The sequence below is a fragment of the Nodularia sp. LEGE 04288 genome, from assembly GCF_963896525.1.
Taxonomy (GTDB): Bacteria; Cyanobacteriota; Cyanobacteriia; order Cyanobacteriales; family Nostocaceae; genus Nodularia.
Map to the genome: position 1 here is coordinate 1 of NZ_CAWQOY010000145.1, position 25,880 is coordinate 25,880.

At 40.8% G+C, this 25,880-nt stretch carries 23 protein-coding genes; 14 read left to right on the forward strand and 9 right to left on the reverse strand.

Annotated features, from left to right (window positions below; translation table 11 throughout):
* Positions 1-121: 121 nt before the first annotated feature.
* From AACX33_RS20690 to AACX33_RS20710, 5 genes are all read left to right on the forward strand, one after another.
* Complete coding sequence (locus tag AACX33_RS20690) at positions 122-784, forward strand: ATP-dependent Clp protease proteolytic subunit (protein ID WP_194001045.1); 663 nt, start codon at positions 122-124, stop codon at positions 782-784.
* Between the two features lie 95 nt (positions 785-879).
* Positions 880-1,473, forward strand: a complete 594-nt coding sequence (locus AACX33_RS20695) for an ATP-dependent Clp protease proteolytic subunit (RefSeq protein ID WP_194001044.1) — start codon at positions 880-882, stop codon at positions 1,471-1,473.
* A gap of 447 nt (positions 1,474-1,920) precedes the next feature.
* Positions 1,921-2,580, forward strand: a complete 660-nt coding sequence (locus AACX33_RS20700; RefSeq protein WP_194001042.1) for a phosphoribosyltransferase — start codon at positions 1,921-1,923, stop codon at positions 2,578-2,580.
* Positions 2,581-2,615: 35 nt separating this feature from the next.
* The gene (locus tag AACX33_RS20705; protein ID WP_194001040.1) at positions 2,616-3,263 is read left to right on the forward strand and encodes an HPF/RaiA family ribosome-associated protein; all 648 of its coding nucleotides are present in this window, start codon (positions 2,616-2,618) and stop codon (positions 3,261-3,263) included.
* A gap of 4 nt (positions 3,264-3,267) precedes the next feature.
* Complete coding sequence (locus tag AACX33_RS20710) at positions 3,268-3,486, forward strand: hypothetical protein (RefSeq protein ID WP_194001038.1); 219 nt, start codon at positions 3,268-3,270, stop codon at positions 3,484-3,486.
* 122 nt (positions 3,487-3,608) lie between these two features.
* Here AACX33_RS20710 and AACX33_RS20715 read toward each other — a convergent pair whose 3' ends face one another.
* Positions 3,609-4,058 (reverse strand): pyridoxamine 5'-phosphate oxidase family protein, encoded by a 450-nt coding sequence (locus AACX33_RS20715; protein WP_194001036.1) that lies wholly within the window; start codon positions 4,056-4,058, stop codon positions 3,609-3,611.
* 595 nt (positions 4,059-4,653) lie between these two features.
* Here AACX33_RS20715 and AACX33_RS26545 point away from each other — a divergent pair.
* Positions 4,654-4,758 (forward strand): hypothetical protein, encoded by a 105-nt coding sequence (locus tag AACX33_RS26545; protein WP_445253338.1) that lies wholly within the window; start codon positions 4,654-4,656, stop codon positions 4,756-4,758.
* A gap of 244 nt (positions 4,759-5,002) precedes the next feature.
* Positions 5,003-7,996, forward strand: a complete 2,994-nt coding sequence (locus AACX33_RS20720; RefSeq protein ID WP_194001096.1) for an HAD-IC family P-type ATPase — start codon at positions 5,003-5,005, stop codon at positions 7,994-7,996.
* A 100-nt stretch (positions 7,997-8,096) separates the two neighbouring features.
* Here AACX33_RS20720 and AACX33_RS20725 read toward each other — a convergent pair whose 3' ends face one another.
* Positions 8,097-8,429, reverse strand: a complete 333-nt coding sequence (locus AACX33_RS20725) for a lipopolysaccharide assembly protein LapA domain-containing protein (protein ID WP_194001034.1) — start codon at positions 8,427-8,429, stop codon at positions 8,097-8,099.
* A gap of 167 nt (positions 8,430-8,596) precedes the next feature.
* On the opposite strand from AACX33_RS20725, the gene AACX33_RS20730 reads away from it, so the two are divergent.
* On the forward strand, positions 8,597-9,451 hold the full coding sequence (locus tag AACX33_RS20730) for a PRC-barrel domain-containing protein (RefSeq protein ID WP_194001033.1): 855 nt from the start codon (positions 8,597-8,599) through the stop codon (positions 9,449-9,451).
* A 36-nt stretch (positions 9,452-9,487) separates the two neighbouring features.
* Here AACX33_RS20730 and AACX33_RS20735 read toward each other — a convergent pair whose 3' ends face one another.
* Together AACX33_RS20735 and AACX33_RS20740 are read right to left on the reverse strand one after the other, a co-directional pair.
* The gene (locus AACX33_RS20735) at positions 9,488-9,910 is read right to left on the reverse strand and encodes a hypothetical protein (protein WP_194001031.1); all 423 of its coding nucleotides are present in this window, start codon (positions 9,908-9,910) and stop codon (positions 9,488-9,490) included.
* A 236-nt stretch (positions 9,911-10,146) separates the two neighbouring features.
* Positions 10,147-10,356, reverse strand: a complete 210-nt coding sequence (locus tag AACX33_RS20740) for a hypothetical protein (RefSeq protein ID WP_194001029.1) — start codon at positions 10,354-10,356, stop codon at positions 10,147-10,149.
* Between the two features lie 231 nt (positions 10,357-10,587).
* Between AACX33_RS20740 and AACX33_RS20745 the strand changes: the two genes are divergently transcribed.
* Both AACX33_RS20745 and AACX33_RS20750 read left to right on the forward strand, forming a co-directional pair.
* Positions 10,588-12,237, forward strand: coding sequence for an AAA-like domain-containing protein (locus AACX33_RS20745; RefSeq protein WP_194001027.1), 1,650 nt, complete (start codon positions 10,588-10,590; stop codon positions 12,235-12,237).
* A 7-nt stretch (positions 12,238-12,244) separates the two neighbouring features.
* Positions 12,245-14,806: an AAA-like domain-containing protein gene (locus AACX33_RS20750; protein WP_194001026.1), complete on the forward strand. Its 2,562-nt coding sequence runs from the start codon at positions 12,245-12,247 to the stop codon at positions 14,804-14,806.
* A 283-nt stretch (positions 14,807-15,089) separates the two neighbouring features.
* On the opposite strand, the gene AACX33_RS20755 is transcribed toward AACX33_RS20750, so the two are convergent.
* Complete coding sequence (locus AACX33_RS20755) at positions 15,090-16,472, reverse strand: sensor histidine kinase (protein WP_194001024.1); 1,383 nt, start codon at positions 16,470-16,472, stop codon at positions 15,090-15,092.
* Positions 16,473-16,626: 154 nt separating this feature from the next.
* On the opposite strand from AACX33_RS20755, the gene AACX33_RS20760 reads away from it, so the two are divergent.
* The 4 genes from AACX33_RS20760 to AACX33_RS20775 all read left to right on the forward strand — a co-directional run bounded on the left by AACX33_RS20760 (position 16,627) and on the right by AACX33_RS20775 (position 20,056).
* Complete coding sequence (locus tag AACX33_RS20760) at positions 16,627-17,319, forward strand: response regulator transcription factor (protein WP_194001022.1); 693 nt, start codon at positions 16,627-16,629, stop codon at positions 17,317-17,319.
* A 364-nt stretch (positions 17,320-17,683) separates the two neighbouring features.
* Positions 17,684-17,980, forward strand: coding sequence for a hypothetical protein (locus tag AACX33_RS20765; protein WP_194001020.1), 297 nt, complete (start codon positions 17,684-17,686; stop codon positions 17,978-17,980).
* A gap of 814 nt (positions 17,981-18,794) precedes the next feature.
* Entirely contained in the window at positions 18,795-19,040 is a 246-nt protein-coding gene (locus AACX33_RS20770; protein WP_194001018.1) for a hypothetical protein, read from the forward strand.
* A gap of 11 nt (positions 19,041-19,051) precedes the next feature.
* On the forward strand, positions 19,052-20,056 hold the full coding sequence (locus AACX33_RS20775; protein ID WP_194001016.1) for a hypothetical protein: 1,005 nt from the start codon (positions 19,052-19,054) through the stop codon (positions 20,054-20,056).
* 43 nt (positions 20,057-20,099) lie between these two features.
* Here the strand turns inward: AACX33_RS20775 and glpK are convergent, their stop codons facing one another.
* The 4 genes from glpK to AACX33_RS20795 form a co-directional block, all read right to left on the reverse strand.
* Entirely contained in the window at positions 20,100-21,620 is a 1,521-nt protein-coding gene (gene glpK / locus AACX33_RS20780) for a glycerol kinase GlpK (RefSeq protein WP_194001014.1), read from the reverse strand.
* A 95-nt stretch (positions 21,621-21,715) separates the two neighbouring features.
* A complete protein-coding gene (locus AACX33_RS20785; RefSeq protein WP_194001012.1) occupies positions 21,716-22,879 on the reverse strand; it encodes a PAS domain-containing protein in 1,164 nt (387 codons plus the stop codon).
* Positions 22,880-23,228: 349 nt separating this feature from the next.
* Entirely contained in the window at positions 23,229-23,648 is a 420-nt protein-coding gene (locus AACX33_RS20790) for a hypothetical protein (protein WP_194001010.1), read from the reverse strand.
* A 712-nt stretch (positions 23,649-24,360) separates the two neighbouring features.
* Positions 24,361-25,602, reverse strand: a complete 1,242-nt coding sequence (locus tag AACX33_RS20795) for a glycosyltransferase family 4 protein (protein ID WP_194001008.1) — start codon at positions 25,600-25,602, stop codon at positions 24,361-24,363.
* Between the last annotated feature and the right edge of the window lie 278 nt (positions 25,603-25,880).

Below are 25,880 nucleotides of genomic sequence, written 5' to 3' on the forward strand. Positions count from 1 at the left end.
CCCCACTCCCCACTCCCCACTCCCCATTCCTTTAATTAGCGAGAAATCCACACTTGATGTAGGCTAGCATCGCGTTAGGATGTATTACAGTTAACGGCATACTTTCAGGCGATCAGTTGCTATGGACAATTCCCCCATCAAGGCTGTTCAAGCCCCTTACCAAGGTGATAGTTTTTACCGGACACCGCCGCCAGATTTACCTTCCTTATTGATCAAGGAACGAATTGTCTATCTGGGAATGCCATTAGTGCCAGCGGTTACGGAATTAATTATCGCCGAATTGCTTTATTTACAGTCCGAAGACCCCGAAAAGCCCATTAAAATCTACATCAACTCCACGGGTACTTCCGGCTATAGTGGCGAACCCATTGGCTTTGAAACCGAAGCCTTCGCCATCTATGACACGATGAAATACATCAAGCCTCCCATCCACACCATTTGTATTGGTTCGGCAATGGGTATGGCAGCGATGCTACTCAGTGCTGGGACAAAAGGTTGCCGCGCCAGTTTGCCCCACTCCTCTATTATCCTGCATCAACCGAAGAGCTACGCCCAAGGTCAAGCAACGGATATTCAAATTCGGGCTAGGGAAGTTCTGATCAACAAAGTTTCCTTGGTTGATATTCTGGCTAGTACCACAGGAAAAGCACCTGAGAAAATTACCAAGGACATGGATCGTCTGTTATACATGACTCCTTATGAAGCCAAGGAATACGGTTTAATTGACCGAGTTTTTGAGAAAGAAGAACTCGCCAATCCCCCATTACCTGCCAGTGTTCTCTAAATGCTGTGGATAGTCATTATGTTTCGGGTAATTCACCCATGACGAATGACTAATGACCAGTAACTAATGACTAAATTACAAGCGGAGTAACGAAGATGCCTATAGGTGTTCCTAAAGTTCCTTACCGGATGCCCGGAGGACAATATACAGATTGGATTAGTATTTACGATCGCCTTTACCGGGAACGGATTATTTTCCTGGGACGAGATGTAGATGATGAAATTGCTAACCAAATTATCGCTGTCATGCTGTATCTGGATTCAGATGATCCAGGTAAGGATATTTATTTATACATAAATTCCCCCGGTGGGATGGTGACATCCGGCATGGCGATTTTTGACACCATGCAACACATCAAATCAGATGTGGTCACAATTTGCGTCGGTTTAGCCGCCTCAATGGGTTCATTCCTGCTAGCAGCCGGCACCAAGGGTAAAAGAATGGCATTGCCTCATTCTCGGATTATGATTCACCAACCCTCTGGTGGTACTCGTGGACAAGCCAGCGATATCGAAATTGAAGCCAGAGAAATTCTGCGGATTCGTCACCAGCTCAACGGTATTTATGCTGAAAAGACTGGTCAGGCGATATCAAAGATTGAAAAAGACATGGATCGTGACTTTTTCATGTCTGCGGCTGAAGCCAAAGAATACGGTTTAATCGACCGTGTAATTGAAGAGCGCCCGTAAGATCATGGGAATCAGGAGTGGAGAATCGCAAATTTACTCACTTCCCCTTTTCCCAAAAAAACCTTCAAATTTGATACTCCCCCGATGGTGAAAATCAGCGTAGGAATGTCAATGAAATAACAAGCAAATCTAGTTTTTGACCTCACCCTGTTTTTGACTTGTGTCAAAATCTCCCCTCTCCTTACCAAGGAGAGAGGTTGGGGGTGAGGTTCTGTATTTTCTGGATATCTTCCATTAGATAGATCGGTAGATTGATGATCTCGCCTCGTTAGTCAGAGGTAATGTCATGTATAGCTTTTTATGATCAATAAAGAAATAGTAGCAAGACTTGATGATTGATATTAGTAACCATCACTAAGTAGATAGGCACTGAAATAAATCTAGAGGAATAATGCCCGTTAATACTTAAAAGCTCATTATTGAGACAGATATCAGGAGAGTGACACCATGCTATTTAAAAATCGGACAATAGCAGGTCAAGTTTTAAGCAGAAAGTTAGCAAACTATGCTAATCGCTCAGATGTGATCGTATTAGGTCTACCGAGGGGTGGTGTACCCGTTGCCTTTGAAGTGGCAAAAGCCTTAAATGTTCCTTTAGATGTGCTTGTGGCGCGTAAACTGGGTGTACCTGACCAAGAAGAATTGGCAATGGGTGCGATCGCATCCGGCGGTGTGCGGATTATTAATGAACATATTGTCAACTTGGTGAATATCTCCGAGGAAACAATTGCCAGAGTGGCGGCGCAAGAAGAACGAGAATTAGAACGTCGAGAACATCTTTATCGAGGCGATCGCCCTTTCCTTGATTTAGAAGGACGTACAGTCATCTTGGTAGATGATGGTTTAGCCACAGGTGCAACCATGTGGGCGGCGGTAGCATCAGTGCGGCGACAGCACCCCGCGAAAACTGTCATTGCTGTACCAGTGGCTGCTAGCGCAACTTGTCACGAGTTGCAAACTGCGGTGGATGAAATCCTCTGCGCTGCCACACCCGACCCCTTTTATAGTGTGGGTTTATGGTACGAAGACTTTCCCCAAACTACAGATGATCAAGTTCGTGAGCTGCTAGCAAAAGCTGAAACTAGCCATCAACCATTATCTGCGTGATTTTTTCCAGAGGCTATTTGAAATTTGACAAAAATATGAAAATACCACCAGAAATTACTTATCGAAATATCGAGAAAACAAATGCCATTGATACCCTAGTTCATGAAAAAATCGCCAAACTAGAGAATGTTTGCGATCGCATCAGTAGCTGCCATATTGCCATTGAAAAGATACATGATCGCCCCCGGAGTGGTTCACCTTACCGCGTGCGGATTGATCTGACTGTACCGCCCGGTCACGAACTTGTGGCAGAAAGAAATCCGGCAGAAAGTAACCAATACGACCCTCTAGATGCGGTGATTCGGGATGCTTTTAATGCAGCTCGTCAGCAACTAGTCAAACTGAACCAACGGCAACATGAAAGCGATGCCTACGGCGGCAAGCTACGCGCTCACAATCAAGAAGAAGCGCAGGAAACAACGGCACTAGTCACCAAACTATTTAAAGATCGGGGCTATGGCTTCTTGAAAACTTTGGACGGTCAGGAAATCTACTTCCACCGTAACAGTGTGATCCATCATGACTTTGAACGCTTAGAAATTGGTACAGCTGTACATTTTTCCTTTGTTGAAGGCGAAGAAGGCCCCCAAGCTAGCACCGTCAAAATTGTTGATAAGCCAGGTGTTCGGGCTGGTAAGTCGGAGCAGACCATGATTGAACCGCCATTGGGCTGGAAGGAATAAGCCTATGAACTCAGAAGTTAGTCAACTAAAACAAACGGCATCTCAGCTGCTAGCTGCGATGCTATCTAACCCCCATATTTACCCAAAAGTTAGTGATGAGGGCAGCAGTGGGCGCATGGAACAGCAATTAATTCTTGTAGCCGTGGAAATGGCCCAAAGTTTAAACCAACACATAGAAAATCCTCATCCCCAAGGAGAACCACAACTCAACCAAAAAAACTAAGCCTGGCTTTTTTCATCGATAGTAAGATCCCCTTTCCATACAGAAAATATTGCCCTTCTCCTAGCTTGGGATAGCCCACCCGAAGTTACCAATTTTGTCTGGAATTAATTTGAGATTTTGGTTTAAAGTCCAATGGTTTGGGGGTGAATGCTGGATGGACTATCCCAATAATCAACTTTGTGAATATTCACTTTCAGCAAAACCAGATTAGGTTCATCTAGTCCTTTGGGTAACCAGGTCTGAAGTTCTGGTTGCCATTGTTGTTGCATCTGGTTACGGTCTTTAATTAGTTCTGCTGTACCAGATACGGAAACATATCGCTGCTGGTCTGCTGAGGTGAAACTAACGTTTACCTGCTGATTGCGTTTAATATCATCCGCCTTTTGAGTATTGGCGGAGGTAAAGAACCAGATTGCACCATCGCCATGATCGCTAATATCGCCACTTTTGTACATGGGACAACTGTGCAAGCGGCTATTTTGATCAATTGTGGTTAACATCCCACAGTGAATGTCTGCAATTAGTTCACGTAGCTGCTGAATTTTTTGTTCGTGGTCTGTAGAAGTTGTCATGACTCTTTTATGTATCTTCTTTTTTTAGACTAGTAATCTGTGAAGTTTAAATTGCTGGATTAGCCAGTTTGGACGAGAAAATTTCTGACTTTGACTTTAAAAACTATGAAAAAGAATCTTCAATAGCAATTCGTAATTAATCCTTTGAGTATTAATCTATTTTTTGGCTTAATTTGGGAGAATTGCTATAAAGCCCTTGCTTAAGGTTAAGGATGTTTATGATTAATTACATGACCCTAGAGGTAGAATTGTGCTTATTTTTTTTCTTCCATGTATAACTCACGAGGTAAATTATCTATAGGAATCCGGTTTGATTTATGAAAAAATTAAGTATTGTAGTGGCGTGGCAAGGCTAAAATGTTGCAATAGATTTTTGAGAAAATTGAGATGAATCAATGTTTTCAGCTTTTCCCTAATGCACTATTTTAAGCTTGTCACGCCAGTAGGGTGCGTTAGGATGAAGTCCGTAACGCACCATTATTAAAGTTTTGGTGCGTTACGCTACCGCTAACACACCCTACCTGTCTGTTCAAAAATCAAATAGTAGTCCTATATCTCCATGAAGACAGGTCATAAAATTTATCACCTTCCGGGGATGAAATATTATGAATCAACAGTTATCAATCCAGCCCGTGGAGAAAGATGGTTTTGTACAGAGTCAGAGGCGATCGCAAATGGTTGGCGTAAATCACGGAGGTAGCCGTGCTGGATAACAACCCTTGTGACTTGCCAGAATTATCACCAAATGAAGAAAATCACTGTTGTTTTACTCTGTAGTAACTGCTGATCATCTCAAGGTATCATAGTTTTATCTTCTGCTGGGACGTTGCAAGTCTTAATAGTAGAGTTATTTATCTGGGTGAATTTAGTAACTATAATCAGAATGGAGCCGATAAATTACAATAGGCTGAGTTATGAGGGGCGTTACAGGAGCCAAGGTTGCTGTGATTCAAGCAATACACACGAGAGTTAAAGGGAGAGCCAGATACAAGGTTAATCAACTTGAGCGTTCACCATCTTTAGCAAGATATTTGGAGCGATCGCTTGCCAAAAATCCAGAAATATTATCTGTTTCTGCTAATTCATTAACGAGTAATATTTTAGTTTGTTTTCAATCTAAAAATAGCTGGCAAAATATCGGCTTCTTAATTGATCAAGCTGTCAGAGATTATCAGGAAAACTCTAGTTTATCTCAAACTAAAAAATTTCCCCAATCTTTCATAAATCAGAATCCCCAAGAGCAAAAAAGCGATAATTGGCATTTAATTACAGCAGATCAAGTTATAGATACATTCAATACTTCCCAAACATCAGGATTATCGAGTCAGTCTGCCACCATAAATTTGACTGCATATGGTGCTAATGTTTTATCTGCAATCCCAACACGGTCTTCTGGCAATATTTTAATTGACCAGTTTAAATCTCTGCCAGTTGCTTTACTGGGGGCGGCGGCAGGAATTGCCCTTCTGACTGGCGGTGTAATCGATGCTGTGGTGATCATGGGTGTTGTTGGTCTGAATGCAGTTATTGGATACGTCACAGAAAGCCAATCAGCAAAAATAATTCAATCTCTCAAAAATCAAGAGCAAATATTAACTTGGGTAATTAGAGAAAGTCAGCAGATTGAAATCCCTACAGAAAATGTGGTTGTAGGAGATATTTTATGGCTTAAATCTGGTATTTATATAGCAGCAGATGCCCGACTGATCGCAGCGGATAACTTGAGTGTTGACGAATCAGCCCTGACTGGCGAAAGTATCCCCACTACAAAAACTACTGCGCCTCTATCTGGTGAAAATATTCCCTTAGCTGACCGCCTGAATATGGTCTATAAGGGGACTTTTGTCACTGGCGGTCAAGGACTGGCTGCGGTGGTAGCCACAGGTAAATTTACAGAAATGGGCAAAATCCAACAACTTGTAAATGAGTCTACCTCTACAGATACTCCCCTAGAAAGACAACTAGATCAGGTAGGAAGTCAACTGGTGTTAATCGGGATGGGAATTTGCAGCTTGGTCTTTGGTTTGGGAGTGCTGCGGGGATATGGTTTATTGGCAATGATGCAATCATCTATATCCTTAGCAGTAGCTGCGGTTCCAGAAGGGTTACCCACAATTGCTACTACAACCCTAGCTTTAGGTATTCGAGAGATGAGGAAGAATAATGTCCTCGTTCGCAGTCTTAGCGCGGTGGAAGCTTTGGGTTCTGTACAAACAATTTGCCTGGATAAAACTGGGACAATTACCGAAAATAAAATGTTAGTGGTGGAAATACGGACAACCACCCAAAAAATTACTGTGGGGGAAAAGAATATTAATCTCTACACCAACGATGAACTGTTAAAGCTGATTCATATATCAATTCTCTGCAACGAAAGTGAAATCAGTCAACAGGATAATGGTGAGTATGTGGTTACAGGTTCGCCAACGGAAAATGCTTTGATTCATTTGGCAATTAGCGCTGGGGTTGATGTCAGACAACTGAGACAAAAGTATGAACTGCTAGAAACCAACCTGCGAAGCGAAAACCGTAACCTCATGAGTACAATTCATGAGATTGACGATCGCCACAAATTGATTGCAGTCAAAGGTAACCCCGCCGAAATGATTGAGATATGTCAATGGTGGATGAAAAATGGCCAAGTTGTGCCTTTAACAGCAGAAAACAGGCGGGCGATCGCAATGGAAAACCATTCCTTAGCAGGAAAAGCACTGCGAGTCTTGGGGGTAGCTTACAGCCATATTGATCATCATGACAACGGTAATAATCATGAAACAGACCTGATCTGGCTGGGTTTGGTGGCGATGAAAGACCCAATTAGAGTTGGGGTGAAAAAATTGATTGGGGAGTTTCATCAAGCTGGAATTGAAACGGTGATGATGACCGGAGATCAAAGTTCCACTGCTTATGCGATCGCTAAAGAATTAGAATTGAGTCGCAATGACCAACTAGAAATTCTCGACGCTACTAACCTTGATCATCTCACGCCAGAGGAACTGACAGCAATCAGCGACAAAGTGAACGTTTTTGCCCGCATCAGTCCTAGTAATAAACTGCAAATTGTCCAGGCTTTGCAAGCAGCTGGAAAAGTTGTGGCCATGACCGGTGATGGAATTAATGATGCACCAGCACTGAAGGCGGCACAAGTGGGCGTTGCGATGGGTAAAGGTGGAACCGATGTGGCGCGAGAAGTTGCAGATATTGTCCTCGAAGATGACAGACTAGAAACCATGATCATTGCTGTCAGTCGGGGGCGGACTATTTATAACAATATTAGAAAATCTGTGCATTTCCTCCTCGCCACCAACCTCAGCGAAATCATGGTGATGACCATTGCTACAGCTGCTGGTTTAGGTGAACCCTTGAATGCGATTCAACTGCTGTGGCTAAATTTAGTCACCGATATTTTCCCTGGTTTGTCCCTGGCGATGGAAGCACCAGAACCTGATGTCTTGAGTCAACCACCCCGCAATCCTGATGAACCAATCATCAAAAACTCCGATTTTGGCAGAATTATTTTTGAGTCAGCCACAATATCCGTCAGTACCCTAGCAGCATACAGTTATGCCATCCTCCGATATGGCATAGGGGCGCGCGCCAGCACTGTTGCTTGTATGACCCTAACAACTGCCCAACTGCTGCATACCATGAGTTGCCGTTCCGAAAACCACAGCATATTTAGTCAAGAGAAACTACCAAATAATCCTTACTTAAATGTTGCTATTACAGGTTCTTTTGCCGTCCAAATCTTAGCTATAGCCATCCCACCGCTGAGGAAACTTTTAAAGATCACCCCTATGAGTATGGTAGATACTGCTGTTATCGGAAGTGGTGCTTTATTAGCCTTCCTCCTCAACGAAGCCACAAAAATTGGTGATGAAAAGAAAAAAGCAGATATCCCTCACTCTTCTCCTCCGCGCCTCTGCGCCTCTGCGTGATATCATCTCATTCAGAAAGTCCGAGAATTTCGCGAGCCATCGCTCATTTTTAAGGAATAAAAAATCATTCCAGATCAACAGACCGAATTTTCTCAAACCTTTATTGATTATCCTTTAAAGTTATATGCCTTTCCAGGTTTTCAATTCTTTGGCGCTGATGAGTGATTGTCTCTAAATATCCATTCGATTCATTCTCTAGTTCTACAACTTTTCCCTTATATTTAGAAATCCGTGAATTGCGGTGAACTATACTCGGAATCGACACCAATAAGCCGATGATAATGCCTATACCCAGAGTCAAGATGAGGACAATCGCGAGTGAAGCCTCAAAATTCACATCGAAAAATGTAACGCTGATGGTGACAGCATTTTGAAATGCAAACACTACAGCTAATAAGGCTACGAAAACGGCAATAATGGAAAATATCTGCATTGTAGATTATGACCTCTCGCTCCAGTGGCTAGCCTGGGGATGATTTGACTCGCAATTACCAGAATGTCAATATCAAATAATCACAATAACTTAATACTGACGTGTCTGTATTAAATTGCGAGTATAATGTTATCATAAAACCTTAATCTTTGGTAAGTATTTTTAATATGTCTACGCCATCTCAAGTTTTAAAGCACAGTGAGTTGATCAAACGTTTAGTGCTTGACCGTGAAACAGTGGAAGAAGTTGGTCGTGTGTCACGGTTTTTACTAGATAATCAGGCACAAAGACTTTTGGGCTTTACCTGTAAATCAGGATTGCTGGGTAATAAGCAAAAAACCTTCGCCTGGAGGGAAATTGTGGCCATTGGAGCCGATAGCGTTATAGTCAGTCATCGGGATGATCACACCTCCGAAATTACCGAATCTGTTAACCCGGTGGTGGGGAGTGAAATTTGGACGGATAGTGGTAACAAAGTCGGAAAAATCATCGACTTGCTATTCCATTCAGAAACAGGATATGTAGTTAACTATCTATTCTCTCCTAATGGTTGGCAGGGGTTAATGGAAGGTACATATTTACTTGCGCCAATTATGATTTCCAGTGTAGGCGATAAGCGCGTTATTGTCTTAGAGAAAGCTGTGCAAAATCCCCAGAAATACACTGAAGGATTGAGTGGAAAAATTAGTCAAGCTACTGAATATCTTCAACAAGACTATGAACGAACTAAACAGGATTTTGAATCTGTAAAACAAGGTTCCCAGAAAGCTGTTGATCAGGTGAAAGGCAGTGAAAAAATCAGTCAAGCCACTGAATTTCTGCAACAAGACTATGAAAAAACCAAACAACATCTTGAGTCTTTAAAACAAGGTTCTCAAAAAGCTATTAATCAGATGAAAGAGGGCGACGATCGCACAAACACCGAGAAAGTAGAAGTAAATCCTTCTGAGGCTGAGACTAAGTTGCAGTCAGATCGACCGAAATTCAGTCCTGAAAGTGGTAAGTTCTCAGATGGAATATGAGGTTTGTGATTGAGAAGATCGATAACTTTGTTTTGATCATGGTTGGATTTCTCGTTCCGAAGCTAGGCGATCGCAATATAAAGCCCAGACAACTCCAAACAAACCACTCAGGGAACCTGCGATCGCAGCTGTCACACCCCAGCCCAAAGGCCCAGTCCAGTTAGTAATTTCTTTCAAAATTGCCGTAGTGGCTTTACTAACTATATAAGCTGTCCCGGTGGCACTGACTGTCACCAAGCCTAATTCTGCCAAAATATCTAAAAGACCTTGACGAGATAAGTCTTCCTGAAAATAAATTCTCCAAATGCTGATATACATGAGGATATCAGAAGCAGTCAGAATCAACTGTCTGGGAATTTCCCCTCCTGGAGTTGGTACAGATGAAGCCGTACCGCTACCTATAGAATAACTGGCGATCGCTAAAACAGCCTCCAACCTTTTCTTCCCAAAATCACTCATAATTTTCCTCCCATAACTTATAACTTATTTAATCATTCTCCCCTCTCCTTGATAAGGAGAGCTACGGTGTACACACAAGTCCTGCCTGTCTGCGTTTGAGCCTGTTTTGCCCCCTAAATCCCCCAAGTTTGGGGGACTTTGAAAATTCTTGTTCCCCCATAATTGGGGGTTAGGGGGCGATTCGATCACTTGTGTGTACACGGTAGGATAAGAAGAGAGGTTTGGAGAGAGGTTCTTTATTCCTCCGTTTTCACATCCTCCCCTGGGCGTTGAATAGCGGGAGGATAATCGACAAATTCTTGAGTTCTGGTTGTATTTGTACTCGCACCTTCAGGTAAAACCTCATCAGGATTGATGGATTTATCAGCAGCAATATCCATCCGGCCTTCAGTATTAGTATTAGGTTTATCCGAAGTGCCTTTATGACTGGCGTGACCACTAGGCATAATCAATTCCTCTACAATGCAAGTGATATCCTCAGCCTAAACGCCTCAACTGTGCAGAACACACTGTCAGAAGGCTGATATCGGAATTGGAAGTCTGCAAAAATAAAAAATACAAACTTTGAAAATGCTCAGTTCATTGCGTTATAGTCTGTAAAAGCGCATAATCTAGATAAATCAGCAACAAACTGCCAATAGTCTGATTCTGCTCTTGAGCGACTCCATTCACAATAAATGATTATTGATAATCCCATTAAGAGAATACTACTTTTATCTGCCAATCCAATAGGCAGTAAATACCTGCGTCTAGATGAAGAAATGCGGGAAATCCAGGAGGGTTTAAAAAGATCAAAGAATCGAGAGCAATATTCAATAGCTATAGCACAAGCAGTACGTTATCGGGATATCCACAGAGCAATTTTAGAATACGAACCGCAGATCATTCACTTTTCTGGACATGGGGCTGGAGAAGAAGGTTTACTATTTGAAGATGAATCAGGTCAAGTAAAATTCGTTGATGCCGAAGCATTAGCAGGGTTGTTCCAACTATTTGCTGAACAAGTAGAGTGTGTAGTTTTAAATGCCTGCTATTCCCAATATCAAGCCAAAGAAATAGCACAACATATTAATTATGTTGTAGGCATGAGCCAAGAAATTGGTGATAGAGCCGCAATTGAATTTGCAGTGGGTTTCTATGATGCTTTGGGTGCAAATAAAGGTTATGAGTTTGCTTATAAATTAGGTTGTAACCTGATTCGAGTGGCAGGGATAGCCGAAAACTTGACACCTCAAATGATCATCTCTGAAAATCGCCAATTCTCAAATGAACCAAACAAATTATTTGAAAATTCAACACCAAAATTAGACACAACTATATATATTGAACGTCCGCCTATTGAAGATAAATGCTATAACGCAATTATCCAACCAGGGGCGTTAATTCGCACTAAAGCCCCGCAAAAGATGGGCAAGACATTACTGTTAGAAAATATCCTAGATTATGCGAGACAACAGGGTTATCAAACTGCGAAAATAGATTTACAACTGGCTGATATTGAGATTTTGGCTAACTTAAAAACATTCTTGCAGTGGTTGTGTGTTGATGTGGCTGACAGTTTAGACCTAGAACCTCAACTGGATAAATATTGGCAAGAAGTTTTTGGATTGAATAAAAACTGTACGCGTTATTTTCAGAAATATTTATTATCCGTTACTGACAGTCCCTTAGTTTTAGCCATAGACAATTTTGAAAGACTGTTTGATTATCCTGAAATATTTCCCCAATTCTGCTTATTAATGCGTGGGTGGTATGAATCAGCGAAACAAGGAGACAAGATTGGTAATATTTGGAAAAAACTGCGGTTAATAGTAGTTCACTCTACTGAAGCTTATCCTGCCCTAGACACTAATCACTCCCCGTTTAATGTGGGGTTAGCAATTGATTTACCCGAATTTAATCGGCAACAAGTGGCAAATCTCGCCCAGCAGCACGAATTGGCAGGAAAATTAGGAGAACAAGGTTTAAGTGCGTTAATGGGGATGGTAGGGGGACATCCTTATTTAGTACAACAGGCGATAACTTCGTTAAACTCCGCTAACGCATACCAGAAATGTCAACAAGTGACCCTAGAAGAACTGTTAAGGCTAGCACCAACAGAACAGGGAATTTTCAGCGACCACCTGCGACAACAACTGTGGCATTTACAACATAATCCCCAGCTTGAGTTAGGGTATAAAAAAGTAGTAATGACAAATACACCTGTGAGGCTAGATACTGAAATTGCATTCAAATTGCATAGTTTGGGATTAGTCAAACTTTCCAATAATGATTGCATTCCTAGTTGTGATTTATATCGTCAGTATTTCTCAAATCGTTTGGGGTAGCTAAATCATGGTTGACCAATACATATTCTCTGGAAGTCTACCTGAAAATGCCAGTACCTATGTTATCCGGGAAGCTGATACTGATTTGTATGCAGGACTGACAGCGGGAAAGTTTTGTTACGTATTGAATTCGCGCCAAAGTGGAAAATCGAGCTTGCGTGTGCGAACCATGCAGCGATTGAGAAATGATGGTGTACAGTGTGCTGCAATTGACCTTTCTGCTGGTGGTATTCAGAATGTCCCTCCTGAACAATGGTATGCGGATTTAATCGATACGCTCATTGATAGTTTTGAAATAGATTTAGATTTTGGTGATTGGTGGGAGGCGAATCAGTTAAATTCATTAGTCACGCGATTTCGCAAGTTTCTGGAAGAAGTATTACTTGTTAAAGTTCCAGAAAACATCGTTATTTTTATTGATGAAATCGATAGTGTCCTCAGTCTAAATTTTCCTACAGATGATTTTTTTGCTTTGATTCGTGCTTGTTATAACAAGCGTGTTGATAATCCTGAATACAATCGCCTCACTTTTTGTTTGTTGGGGGTCGCATCACCTAGCAATTTGATTGGAGATAAACAGCGTACTCCGTTTAATATTGGTCAGGCTATTTCCCTCAAGGGCTTTCAATTGCATGAAGCTGAACCATTAAAAAAGGGTTTCTACGGTAAATTTAGTAATCCCCAAGGGATAATACAAGAAATATTGCAGTGGACGGGGGGACAACCATTTTTGACTCAAAAGCTGTGTCAGTTCATGGTTGAGGAATCTGAACAAGAAAACCCTCGTTCTGTTGAACAAGTTGTCAGGTCACGGATTATTGAAAATTGGGAATCACAGGATGAACCTGAACATTTGCGAACCATTCAAGCCAGAATTCTCAGAGATGAACAACGGGCTGGATATTTATTAGAACTGTATCAGCAAGTCCGGCTGAGTGAGGAAAAATCTGAGGTAATAGCAGATGATACATTAGAGCAAAGTGAATTACAGCTTTCAGGCTTAGTTGTGAGACAGCATGGTAAGCTGAAAATTTATAACCAAATTTATCGGGAAATATTTGAAATAAATTGGATTGAAAATCAATTACAAAATCTGCGTCCATATTCTGAAAGTTTTCGTTTTTGGGTGGCTTCTGGGTTTGTTGATGACTCACGACTGCTGCGAGGAAAAGCATTACAAGAAGCTGAAGCATGGGCGAGAGATAAAAATTTAAGTTATCAGGATAAACAATTTTTAGCAGCGAGTAAAGAGAAAGAAATTCAGCAGCAGATTGCTGCTCAAGAACAAGAAGCTGCTTTGGAAAGAGAGAGGAAGGATAGGGACGCGGCAGAGCAGATAAACAAGAAACTTCATCAGGCTAATAAGAAAGCTCAAGGATTAATTCGTCGTAGTTATATTATTGTAATAGTGACATTAATAGGAGCATCTTTAATAGCTGTAGCAGCGATAAACTCTGGAAAAGAATTAATAAATACACAAAAAGAACTTGAGGACATAATAAAATCTGTAGCAGATAAAAAACAAATCTTAAATTTGGCAGATAAACTTTCATCCGCAGATAAAAACAATTTATCCGACAAAATTAAAATTTTAGCGGAAGAGTCTGATAAAATGGATGATATTGGATTTAAACAAGCATTACTACATACATCTATAGCATTAGCATATCAACATCTTGGAAATAAGACTGAGGCTGAAAAAGCCTTGAAGAGAAGTACGAAATTCTGGGAAGCATCAAAAAGTTATAAGGAACAAAAAAGCCTCTCAAATCTAGAATTAGAATTAAATGTATTCATGTTGAATTTTCAAGGTAATTTATTTAAAGAAGAAAATAAACAAAAAGCCAGACAATTTTATACTGAAGCATTCACAATTCTTCAAACATATCCTGAACTCAGTTCAAAAATTCTTGACAGTCAGGTTATTGAATCTGTTCATCGAAGTTTAATTGAACTACTCTCAACCAACACCCCAACAGCCGAACTTAAGCCGCAGGTTGAGCAATCTCTTACCAAACATTTATATGCTCAACTTGAATATTTTTTGGATGCTAAAAATTGGGAAGCAGCTAACCGACAAACAGAGCGACTCATGCTTAATATTGCCCAAAGAGAAAAAGAAGGAGATTTAGATTTAGACAACATTAATAGTTTCTCTTGTCCAGACCTACAGAGAATAGACCAGCTTTGGGTCAACGCAGACAACCGTTTTGGCTTTAGGGTGCAGAAGGAAATCTGGATTAGCACTAAGAATAGACTGGGGATAAAACCACAAGACTGGATAGGCACAGACTCTTCAAATTATTTACAGTTCGCCAAGAAAGTAGGATGGTGGCACGACAATGTCACTTTGGTCGAGGGGGGGATGTCGTTCGGCGTGGGGGACGGCTGGGTGAGTTTTGAGAAACTAATAAAGTTTGTTGTAAACTCAGGAGGAGGAAGGGGAAGCCTACCTACTTTCATTTTAGGAGTAAAAGGGTCAGCCTACGTAGATACCTATAGCCCGAACCAGTATGCGATGCAGCTTCTCAGCCTTCTCGCGTTGCGACTTGTAAAGTGTAACCTATAAAGCTTTCAAAATTTTGTAACCATTTATCACAGCCTCATTTCCCACGCAGTAATCAACATTTCATAAATCCGATACCTGGCGACCCCGTTGGGGAAGTCAAAAGTCAAAAGTTTATTTTCCTAGCTTTGCTTTAGTTGTGACGATTTATTTAGCAATAATTTTAATTAACTGTTCACACTCATCTAAAATATTTTTAACTTGTTTTTCAGTCATCATTTCGCGAGGCTCATTTGTATTCCGGCTCCCTCTCCTTAATAAGGAGAGGGTTGGGGTGAGGTTTTCTTTATTTATTCTGATGCGGAATCTTCACCGTAAAAGTTGTACCCACACCTACAGCACTTTTCATCGTAATTTCACCTTGATGTCGTTCCACACATTTTTTCACCACAGGTAAACCCAAACCAATACCAACAATATTTTCCACATTTTGACAACGATATAAAAGCTCATAAATTTTTGGTTGTTCCTCTGGCGGAATACCTATACCTTCATCTATTACTTGAAAAACTATATATTCAGCTTCTGAATTTAAAATTAAATATATATGCCCACCAGCAAAAGAATATTTAATAGCATTCAATAGTAAATTACTCAGAATAGAGTACAATAGCTTTTCATCTATATTCGCACGGAAACACTGACCATGATTCCTGAATTCTATGACATGGGATGTTGCACCAAAAAGCTGTAAATCTTCTACCAAATTCAAACAAAAATTTTCGACATTAATCAATTGCGGTGTGTAATCTAGTTTATCGGCTTCAGCCCTGGTTAAAGTTAATATATCCGTTAATAAATGATTCATTAATTTAGCTGAAGACTGAATCCGGTAGAGATTTTTAAATTGCCGCTCATCTGCCAATTCTTGCAGAGTTTCACTTAACAACTGCGAAGATAGCAAAATAATACTCAAAGGTGTCCGAAATTCATGAGAAATCATCGCAAACAAGCGAACTTTTAACTCACTAAATTCTTTTTGTTGAGCCAGAGAAACTTTTAAAGACTCAATTTGATCGTGTTTTATCCATTGACGATTCAGAATAACACATAAACTAGAAATAACGGCAAGACTCAAAATTGTCCCCAGTATTTCTATCCAAATTCTGAAATGAATACTAGCATGAGATTTATCTAGTGTCGCTCTGAGATAACTTTGTTCTTCAGCTTTAATCTCTGCTATCACTGGCCGCATTTCTTCTCTAAGTTTAACGCTACGCTCAGTAATATCATTTTGAATTTGTAATGCAGTTTGATCTGTGTGATAAAGTTCTATAGATTCTTCTAAAAGAGCTAATCTTCGATTTACTAATAAATTCAACTGTGAAAATCGCTGTTGCTGACTCAAACTAGGATGTATCTGTTCCTCTAACAGCTTGAGTTCAGTTTGCATATTTGCTACTTCATTTTGATGTCGCTTTAAATCTTGACTGCTACCTAAAAATATATATCCTCGCCGGGCTGATTCGGCTGCTGTCATCGCCGCATAAAAATTTGTCAAAGTATTGAGAGTTTGATAAGTATGCTGTACCCTATCAGCCCCCTGTTGGATTTCAGTTGTGTTCTTAAATGAAGCGAAGGTAACTACACCCATCAGCAACAAGGTTAAACTAAACCCCCCAAGAATCCATTTTCCGGGGAAAGACCATTGCATAAATTTCTGTTTCATAAAATTGTTGAAAAAATAACTCGTTTAATCGTTATAATTGCGATCGCTTACAGTTAAATAAACTGCAATATTTCTTAAACGCTTAAGAGGATGTTTGAAAAGTCTAATTTATGACTAGCCTGGTTCAATATATCAGCTAAATAAAGGATATATTATGCGAATTCTTGTAGTTGAAGATGATATACAACTGGCGGAGGTACTAACAGAAGCTTTAAGTAGAAGGCAATATGTAGTAGACGTTGCCAAAGATGGCGAAGCAGCTTGGAACTCAGCAGAATCGATGAAATATGACTTGGTGCTGCTGGATGTCACACTGCCAAAACTAGATGGTATCAGGTTTTGTCAACGCTTACGTACTGCTGGCACAAGTCATCCAGCACATCGAAATTGCGGCGCACCAGTGTTAATGTTAACGGCTCGTGATACTGTGGCTGACAAGATAGCTGGCTTGGATGCAGGGGCGGATGATTATGTGGCTAAACCGTTTGATTTAGAAGAGTTAATGGCTCGGATAAGGGCTTTACTCAGACGAGGTACTTCTGCAAGTACAGTCAGTTTATCTTGGGAAAAACTGCACCTTAACCCCAGTACTTATGAAGTTAGTTATAACAGTTACCCTTTGATATTAACACCAAAAGAATACGCAATTTTAGAATTGTTGGTTGCTAATGGCAGAAGGGTGTTGAGCCGTTCTAGCATTATTGAGCAGGTTTGGTCTGTGGACGATTCCCCTGTTGAGGAAACTGTCAGGTCTCATATTAAATGTCTCCGACAAAAGCTGAGAGCTTTAGGTGCGCCAGAAAATTTTATTGAAACAGTTCATGGACTGGGTTATCGCCTCAAATAGGAGTTACAGCACTTTACAAGTAAATGAAGTACACATCTTAGGGAACACCAAAAAATAAATTACCCAAAAATTGAAGGATAATGGTGGGTTACTACCGTCCTCACTTAAATTGAAGGATAATGGTGGGTTACGGACTACCGTCCTAACCCACCCTACTGGCTATTGCAACATTTTAGCCTTGCCACGCCACTACAGTACTGTTTGAGTTGGTCGCTGATAATATGTAAAAAGTGTTACCTTTGTTTTCTACACAAATTCTGCACAAATTCTGCACAGTGATTGCATATATAGGTTATATAATTTGATTCGCACATAAAAAAGTCAGGTAAAAACCTTAATTACTGAACTAAGAGAAGAATTGTGAATGAAATGGCAAGATTCATATCATGGTTGGTTAATTGAATTAATTCCATTGCCTGAAGGTTATGCATTTAAGTGTTGGATGCCTGATGAGCAAATAGGAATTAGCAATAACCATATTTATCCGGAATTATATCAAGCTATTAGGGCAGCTAGGAAAAGGGCAAAACTAGAATCTGCAAGTTTGGCAATTATCTGTTTTTTAGATGATTATTATCAGAATTGCCATCTGAGCAAGGATGAACATATAGCTCTGGTAAATTCAATTTATGATTTTACTACTTCAGTTAGTAAATTTTAAAATCAAGACTTTTAAATTCGGCAGATGAATAACCATTTTTTTTGTTTCGATAAAAACGCCAGTGAGCAAGTTGCAAATTTCAGTAATTATATAAACTGTCTAAAATTCCACTGTTTTCATCCCCTAAATTTGGATCGCGGTAGTGGAAGGTAATCTTTTCAATCTCGTTAATTAGTGAGCAATTGTCAGTTGAAGTCAGATTTATTTCGGATCAAAAGATACTTGACATCAGGTATAAATCAGGACAAAAAATTTCTTGATTTAACTTCAACGAAATCCTTAAATCTTTCGCAAGGTAGATTCTAAAAACAACCTCATAGACATCACCGAGAAATACGGTTGAATCAGACCACCGCTTCCTACTATTGTGAGGCGGTTTTTCGTGATCTTTGTTGACCAATAGTTCCTGAATTGTACAAGCCATCTGATTTATCTTTGGGGTCGAACCAAAATACGACGCTCTCTACGAGACGCTGCGCGAACGCTGACTCGCTAACCAAAATCTAAAATTATTTGACCCGCATAAAAACAGATAACCTGAAGTGCAATATGGACACTTCAGCCAATTTGTCATAAATTTTGCCGGAAATATGTCTAATTTCTATATTTAGTAACCCAGAGACATAGAGGGGATTGACACTTGAATGCTGATAATTACTATATCTATCTCCAGCAGATAGCCTATTGGTTACTCCCAAGTTATGCTGAACCCAAATCACTGATGGAAATAAAACTTACAATTGAACATACACGGATCTGATTTCATTTGCTTGAATAGCTATATTGATAGGAAACAAATTCACTCTTTTGGATTATGCCTAGTAAGTTCATTGATGTTAGGGAATATACTGTCAGGGCGCATAAAAGACAGATTCATACTCGTGTTTTCCATTTTGTCTGTAAGCAATGCGACCAAACTACACAACGGGAAACTTTCGGTCCGCGTCCATTATATTGCGAGGAATGCCGACCACCGCAAGCACCAAAAAAATCTCATCAGTCATCTCAAAAAGCAAAACCTAGAGCCATGACTTACAAAAGTGATATTGATTTAGGATGATTTAAAGCTTGATGAATAATCTCTTACCATTAGAACCCCCCGAAGCTTTTCTCTCTCCACTATTAGAATTACGAGACTACTATGCTCGCCTCGTAGAAGAGTATGAAAGCTTATACACACAGGCGCGATCGCAACTCGATCATGTGGATGCTTTGTTGTCTAACAACTGTTGTTCCTCAAATGCGACCATCGCTCATCTGGAAAACGTGCAGATGCGTCATCAGCTCTCCCCCCCGACGGCAAAAGACTCATTGTCATCTGTACCTGATCAAAGTGTTAACTCTACTGGGTCTGAACTTTCAGATTCAGACAACGGGGAAATAGATAATTCTGCGACAACTACAGAGATTCCCGAACCGCCAGTATCAACCACATCCCTAGCCAGTCAAGATCAATCAATCAAAGTTCCAGACATTCCCATGCTACCTGAGTATCAACCTCAAAGTCGGATGGAAGCGATCAGAAGTTTGCTGCACGAACATCTGGGTACTGTTTGTCATATAGATTTTATTGTGCGATCGCTTTATGGAGATTTAGAGCCGCCCATTTTCAAGGTTGTCAAAGGTAGAGTCCAATCTTCGCTGACACAGGGTAGAGAAAGGCGTGTCTGGTTTGGGATTCCTGACGAGCCTGGTTGTTACACTCTCAACTTAAGTTTAGTAACCTCTAATAAGACCAAAGGTTACTCTCAATCTGCCAAGTACAACAAGAAGAAACCACTCCCCAGCGCCAATCCAAATGTAGTCCCCATGCTTGAAGAATTTGAGGGTCAATTTTTGATCGATGCTCTTTCTGATTTCTTGGAAAAACATTCAGGGAGAGTTTTCAGTGTGGCGGACATCATCACCGGTCTTTATGGTGAACTAGATGAGGAAGAAGTGCGAGAGGTGAAAACTAAGGTGCTGAATGAACTATCACGAGGCTATCGCACCGGGCGATTTTCCAGAGTCCCTGAAAAAATTGGCTACTACACTTGGGATTCAAAGTTGATGTTAGAAGTCAGTCGAGGGAGATGATGGGGATGAGGGGGAAAAATTTCCCTCATCTTTTCCGGCTTCCCTATTCTCCCCAAGCCAGAGTCCGTTTAACTGCTTGTTGCCACATAGCGAAGTTGGCTTGTGCTTGATGCTGGCCTTTGCCTGGTTCAAAGATGCGGTCTATTTGCCTTTGACTGACTAATGCTGTATAGTCATGCCAAAATCCCACAGCTAAACCTGCGGCAAAGGCGGCACCTTGTACAGTGGTGTCGCGCATCCTGGGGCGTTCTACGGGAATTCCCAAGATATCTGCCTGAAACTGCATGAGAAAATTGTTCTCGCAAGCACCACCATCTACAGTTAGCTGCTGCATGGGAGTATCAGAAGAGGCATTGATTGCCTGGACTACTTCTAGAACTTGGTAGGCGATCGCTTCTAGAACTGCACGAACTAAATGCTGGGGTTGTACACTGGCGGTAATCCCAAGGAAAGCTCCTCTAGCGCTCATATCCCAGTAGGGCGCGCCTAGTCCACTAAAAGCCGGCACAAAGTAGACTTTATTTGTATCTGTCACCTGATTAGCCATGACTTCAGTTTCGGCGGCAGTTTTAATTAATTTGATGCCATCACGTAACCATTGAACACAAGCACCACTGGTAAACATACTGCCTTCCAAGGCATAACCCATATCTAACTTATTACCATTTTGGGCTTGCGTCCATGCCACTGTAGAAATTAGTTGCCGCTGAGAACGAACAATATTTGAGCCAGTGTGAGCCACTAAAAAACTACCAGTACCATAGGTGCATTTCATTAAACCGGGGCGATCGCATCCATGACCAAATAGGGACGCTTGCTGGTCTCCCAAAATGGCAGTGATCGGAATTTCAGTGCCTAGCAAAGCCGGATCAGTAACGCCAAATTTACCTAAACTGGGCAGAATCTGGGGCAGAATCTCAGCCGGAATCTGTAATAATTCGAGAAGTGTCTGATCCCATGCACCAGTAGACAAATTCATCAGCATTGTCCGGCTGGCGTTGCTGTGGTCGGTGGCGTGAACTTTTCCCCCTGTAAGATTCCACAATATCCAAGTATCAATTGTCCCAGCTAAGATATTTTTGCGGTCAACTCCAGTACAATGGTCTAATAGCCATCTCAACTTAGTAGCCGAGAAATAAGCATCAATAACTAAGCCAGTGCGATCGGAAATTTCTTCAGCGTAGCCTTGCGCTTGCAACTGATGGCAAACAGCAGAAGTGCGGCGGTCTTGCCATACTATCGCTGGGTGTAATGGCTTCCCAGTCGTTTTGTCCCAAATTAAGCAAGTTTCCCTCTGCACAGTTAGCCCCAATGCCGCAATTTCCGATGGTGTAACTTGAGCATTTTTAATAGCGGTTTGCATCACCCAGCAGGTATCCCGCCAGATTTCTTCAGGGTCGTGTTCTAACCATCCCGGCTGAGGATAATACTGAGTCAGTTCCTTGTATGCTTGCCCAATAATCTTCCCTTCTACGTTAAATACAAAAGCGCGGTTACCTGTCGTACCTAAGTCCAATGCTAAGATGTAACTCGATGATCGAGTAGTATTGCCGAATGTCTGCATATTAGAAAATCAACACAATGATCCCTAACATAAATTATTTATCCTGCACAATAAAAGCCTTTTGACTTTTGACCTTTGACTTCCGCGCAGCGGTGTTAATCTTTCAAAATAATATATTTTTTGGAGTCAAAACTAATTAAACCTTGTTGTTGTAATTTTCCCATCAAGCGGGTAATTGTCACTCTGGTAGTACAGCAAGCACTAGCAATATCTTCATGAGTCAAGCGAACGCTTAAGCGAGTGCCTTCTGCTACAGGCTCGCCGATTTGTTGTTTTAAAAGTTGCAATAGATGGTAAAGTCTTTCTTCCACCCGCCGCTTACCAGCAATCACTAAAAAAGATTCTGTCTGTTGTAACCGTTGATTGATTTTTGGTAACAGAATATGGCTCAACATTGGGTTTACAGCTATCTCTGCGACGTAAATTGAGACTAATTCGACATCTGACAGGGCTGTGGCTTGATAAATGGGTAGAGAAGTCATATTAGAGCCAAAAACCATGTCTTGTGTCGCTAATCCGATCAATATCTCTTCACCAGTTTCACAAAAAGTATTGAGCTTAACTAAGCCTTGGCGAACATACCAAACGACTAAAGGATTCAGGAGAATAGTTTCTCCTTTGGGATGTTTATATATCGGGCGATCCTGAATTAAATCACTGTCATTATCGATTAGTTCTGTCTTCTTTTTCTGACGTTCACTAATATTACGCAACAGCCAACGCAGAGAGTTAACTTTACCCTGTTCATTACGCACTACAGCCACTGTGAAAGCTGCGTCAAAGTACTCGCCGTGATTTTGTTGCAGACGCACAACTAATTCTCTCACGTTGTCCGACTGGCATAGCTGGCTGAGTTGACTACGAAAAGGCTGTCGTTCTTCGAGGCGGACAAAATTAACGATTGGTTTGCCTACTAGTAATTGTCTGGAAACGTTTAGCAGTTGCGCTGCGGCCAGATTAGCTTCTTGAATGATGCCTTCGCCATTAGTGACTAAATAGCCGTCTGGTGCCAACTCGAATAAATCTTGGTAGCGTTGGCGTTCAGCTTCTAACCAATTGCGGGTTTGAATCAGTTCCTCATTTTGCTGATAAAGTTCCTCTGCCGCTAATTGCACCATTTTAGAGGTACTATAGAGTTCCTTAAAAGCTTGGGGCAGCAATTCCGGCGGAATCCAAGGTAATACACTAGCGGTTTGGTACAAATCTGCTAAACGGCTGTGCAGTGCTTCTGCGCTTTGAATGAAATGTTCTATGTTCACCTGAAAATCCCGCTACTTGCTTGCAGAAGTTGAGCAAAAAAGTCCACTAGATCAATACTGGGATTAATTGCGCCCTTCTTGAAGATACCCAATCATGAAACTTTGAATCAGCTGCAATTGCTGCCCAAATCAATCCTGAATATGTACATATGTTCTGGTATTCTACTAATCCTTCAACGTACCACAAAACAGGTGTCTCGGAACTTGGGTAACTACAATTTGGCAATTACGGCTAAATTCTTAACCATTTGTAGATGGCAAATTGAGAATTGCATAGTATTGATTAATTATGTTTATTTACAGAATTTTCACTTATTAAATTTTTACATTTTGTGATAATAACTTACTTCTACCTTTGGTGAGACAACTTTGCAGACTGAGCTAAATAGGAGCGTAAAAGTCTTCGACCTAAAAGGTTACCGATTTCCGCCCAAACCCATGAACCCACTAAACTTGTGACTAGCAAAGATAGCAAATAAGAAGGCAGCGTCGGGACACCAAAAATTTCTAACATCGAAGCCAAGGCGATAGAAACACCAATAGCCGTTCCGATAAAAGGAATGAAAAGTTGTAATTTTGCCCATCTGGGTAGAGTAGCAGGAGAATGATTTTGAATCCAATCTTGCACTCGTTTTTGCAGAGTTATCGCAAATGGTAAACCACAGACAAGGCTAATTAACAAGCCAATTAAAACTAAAAAATATGGCGGTTGAGGAAATTTGAATAATACGAAGTCTTGGAATTGTTGTAGATTTTGCGACCAGTCCATAATAAATATGCCCCCGGTTTTAACGCTTGTAATAGCAGATTTTTGATCACAAGGAATGCAGCTATTTCTGGATCTGCAAATGAATGCAAAGCAGATTTTTAGGCGATTTCAGGAATTTTGAGCAACTTAACATCTGTTTCTCTATATCTCAGTTTCCAAAGTTTTACTTTTTCTTGAACTGCTTTGTATAGAATCTTGGTGATTATTTTTGCCTCCATTTATGACAGTAACTACCATTTTTGTCTCTAACGTCCACCGGAAGAGTCAGTCTACTACTAACCCAGGTATGGGGTTAATTTTAAGTTTTATTGTGTTCTGGAATACAATCAGTTTGCTTCCAAATGAATGCTATTAAATACTCATTTAATGCGAATATCCAAATTTAATGCCCAATTTACGGGAATTGTCCGATTTTTTTCATGACGATTATCGATGAAATCCAAAAATTACAACACCAACCCCACAAAGGTTTCAGTGATACCAATCGCGTTGCGAAAAAAATGGATCAAGTCGAGTTAAGTAAAAAGAGATTTTTGTATAGCTTATCACATAACAATTTAACAATTATTAGCGACTTTAGTTAGATAAAAGTTAAGAATTAATTTGCTGTATTTGTAAATAAGCATAACAGCTTATCAACGCGCGAGGTCAAAGGAGTGATGGCTGCGGGATAAACATGATCGCTGCGGCTCACTCCTCTTTTCTCAATTTTTTAATGTTGTTGATTCAGCCCCAAACAAACTTGTTCATAACGTTTTCCCGCTATCTCCCAGGTGAACTCGGTTTCTACTAGTTGTCTACCGTTATGGGACAATTGCTCACGCAGTTGGGGACTCTCAAAAAGTTGACTAATGGCGGCGACATACTCAGCAGGCTGATTGGCACGTAATGCCCGGAGTGGGGTGTCTATAGCTAGTCCTTCTAAACCGCGATCGCTTGCCACTACCGGCACACCAGCAGCCATTGCTTCTAAAGTCTTATTTTTAATCCCAAACCCTGTCCGCATCGGCACAACGCAAACTGTTGATTTGTGTAAGTAATCTCCCATTGCAGGCACTCTTCCAGTGACATTTACTCCTGGTTGTTGTGTGAGTGCTAAAACTGCGGGCGCAGGGCGAGAACCGACAATATCAAAAGTTGTTTGGGGATATATTTTTTGAATTTCTGGTAAAATTTGATTAGTAAAAAAGCAGACGGCATCAATGTTTGCTAAATTATCCATTGCCCCAATAAATATTAATCTATATCCTCCGGGATCATGGGTACGGTTAGAAAATGTTACCAAATCAACTCCATTGGGAATAACTGTAATTTCACTGTGAGGATGAAATTTTTCTAATTGACTTTTATCATCTTCTGTAGTTACAACCATTGACGAAAATTTCGCGCCATATCTTTGTTCATAACGACGTAAAAGCGGCAGATTAATTTGATCTCGGAGTCGATTTTCCGAAACGCCTGTTGTTAGCTGGTTAAGACAACTACCATAGACAGAACTATGAATATTGACTATGGTTCTGAGAGATTTCTGAAAATGCGATCGCACATAAATTTCATTGACGCTATGTTCGCAGGTAATCACATCACATTTTTGCTCCTCGACAAAATGATCAATCCATGCTTGCATCTGGACTGAGTAGCGGCTGAGTACACTGGGTGGGGTTCCCTGTTGCCAAAACTGACTCAAGCGTTGTATTTTCTTCAGTATTCCCGATGCAGTTCCAGAATCTGGCGGACGTTCAAACACAACTAGATGATCTACACAGTCCCGCAATTGGGCGATTTCTGCTTCTGTCACATCGCGATCGCGCAGCTCGCCGTAGGCATCGCCTTGAGTCACCAGAGTGATAGCATGACTTTGACTCAAATATTTCAGTAAATTAAACGTCCTCACTTGAGTTCCCCCCCGCGTTGGCGGATAAGGAAAAGTAGCGGACAGCATTAAGATGTGCATATAACCAATTAACCGAAAATTAGACTAAATTAAAATATGACACATCTACCAGTCCCGATTTCCGGCTAAATGTCATTTGAAATATCTCTGATCTATTTTGTGTAAAGTTTTCATCAATGACAAGCTGATGATCATAGACTTTCCTAATCACATGAAGTAAATTATCGTCCCCTTCTGGCTTGGGGGTGGGGTTCTTCTACCTCACTCAACAGAGAAACGCTTTCAAGATTTGCCAAAAATGATGAAGTTTTTGTATATTCACAGATAAAATGTTGCTA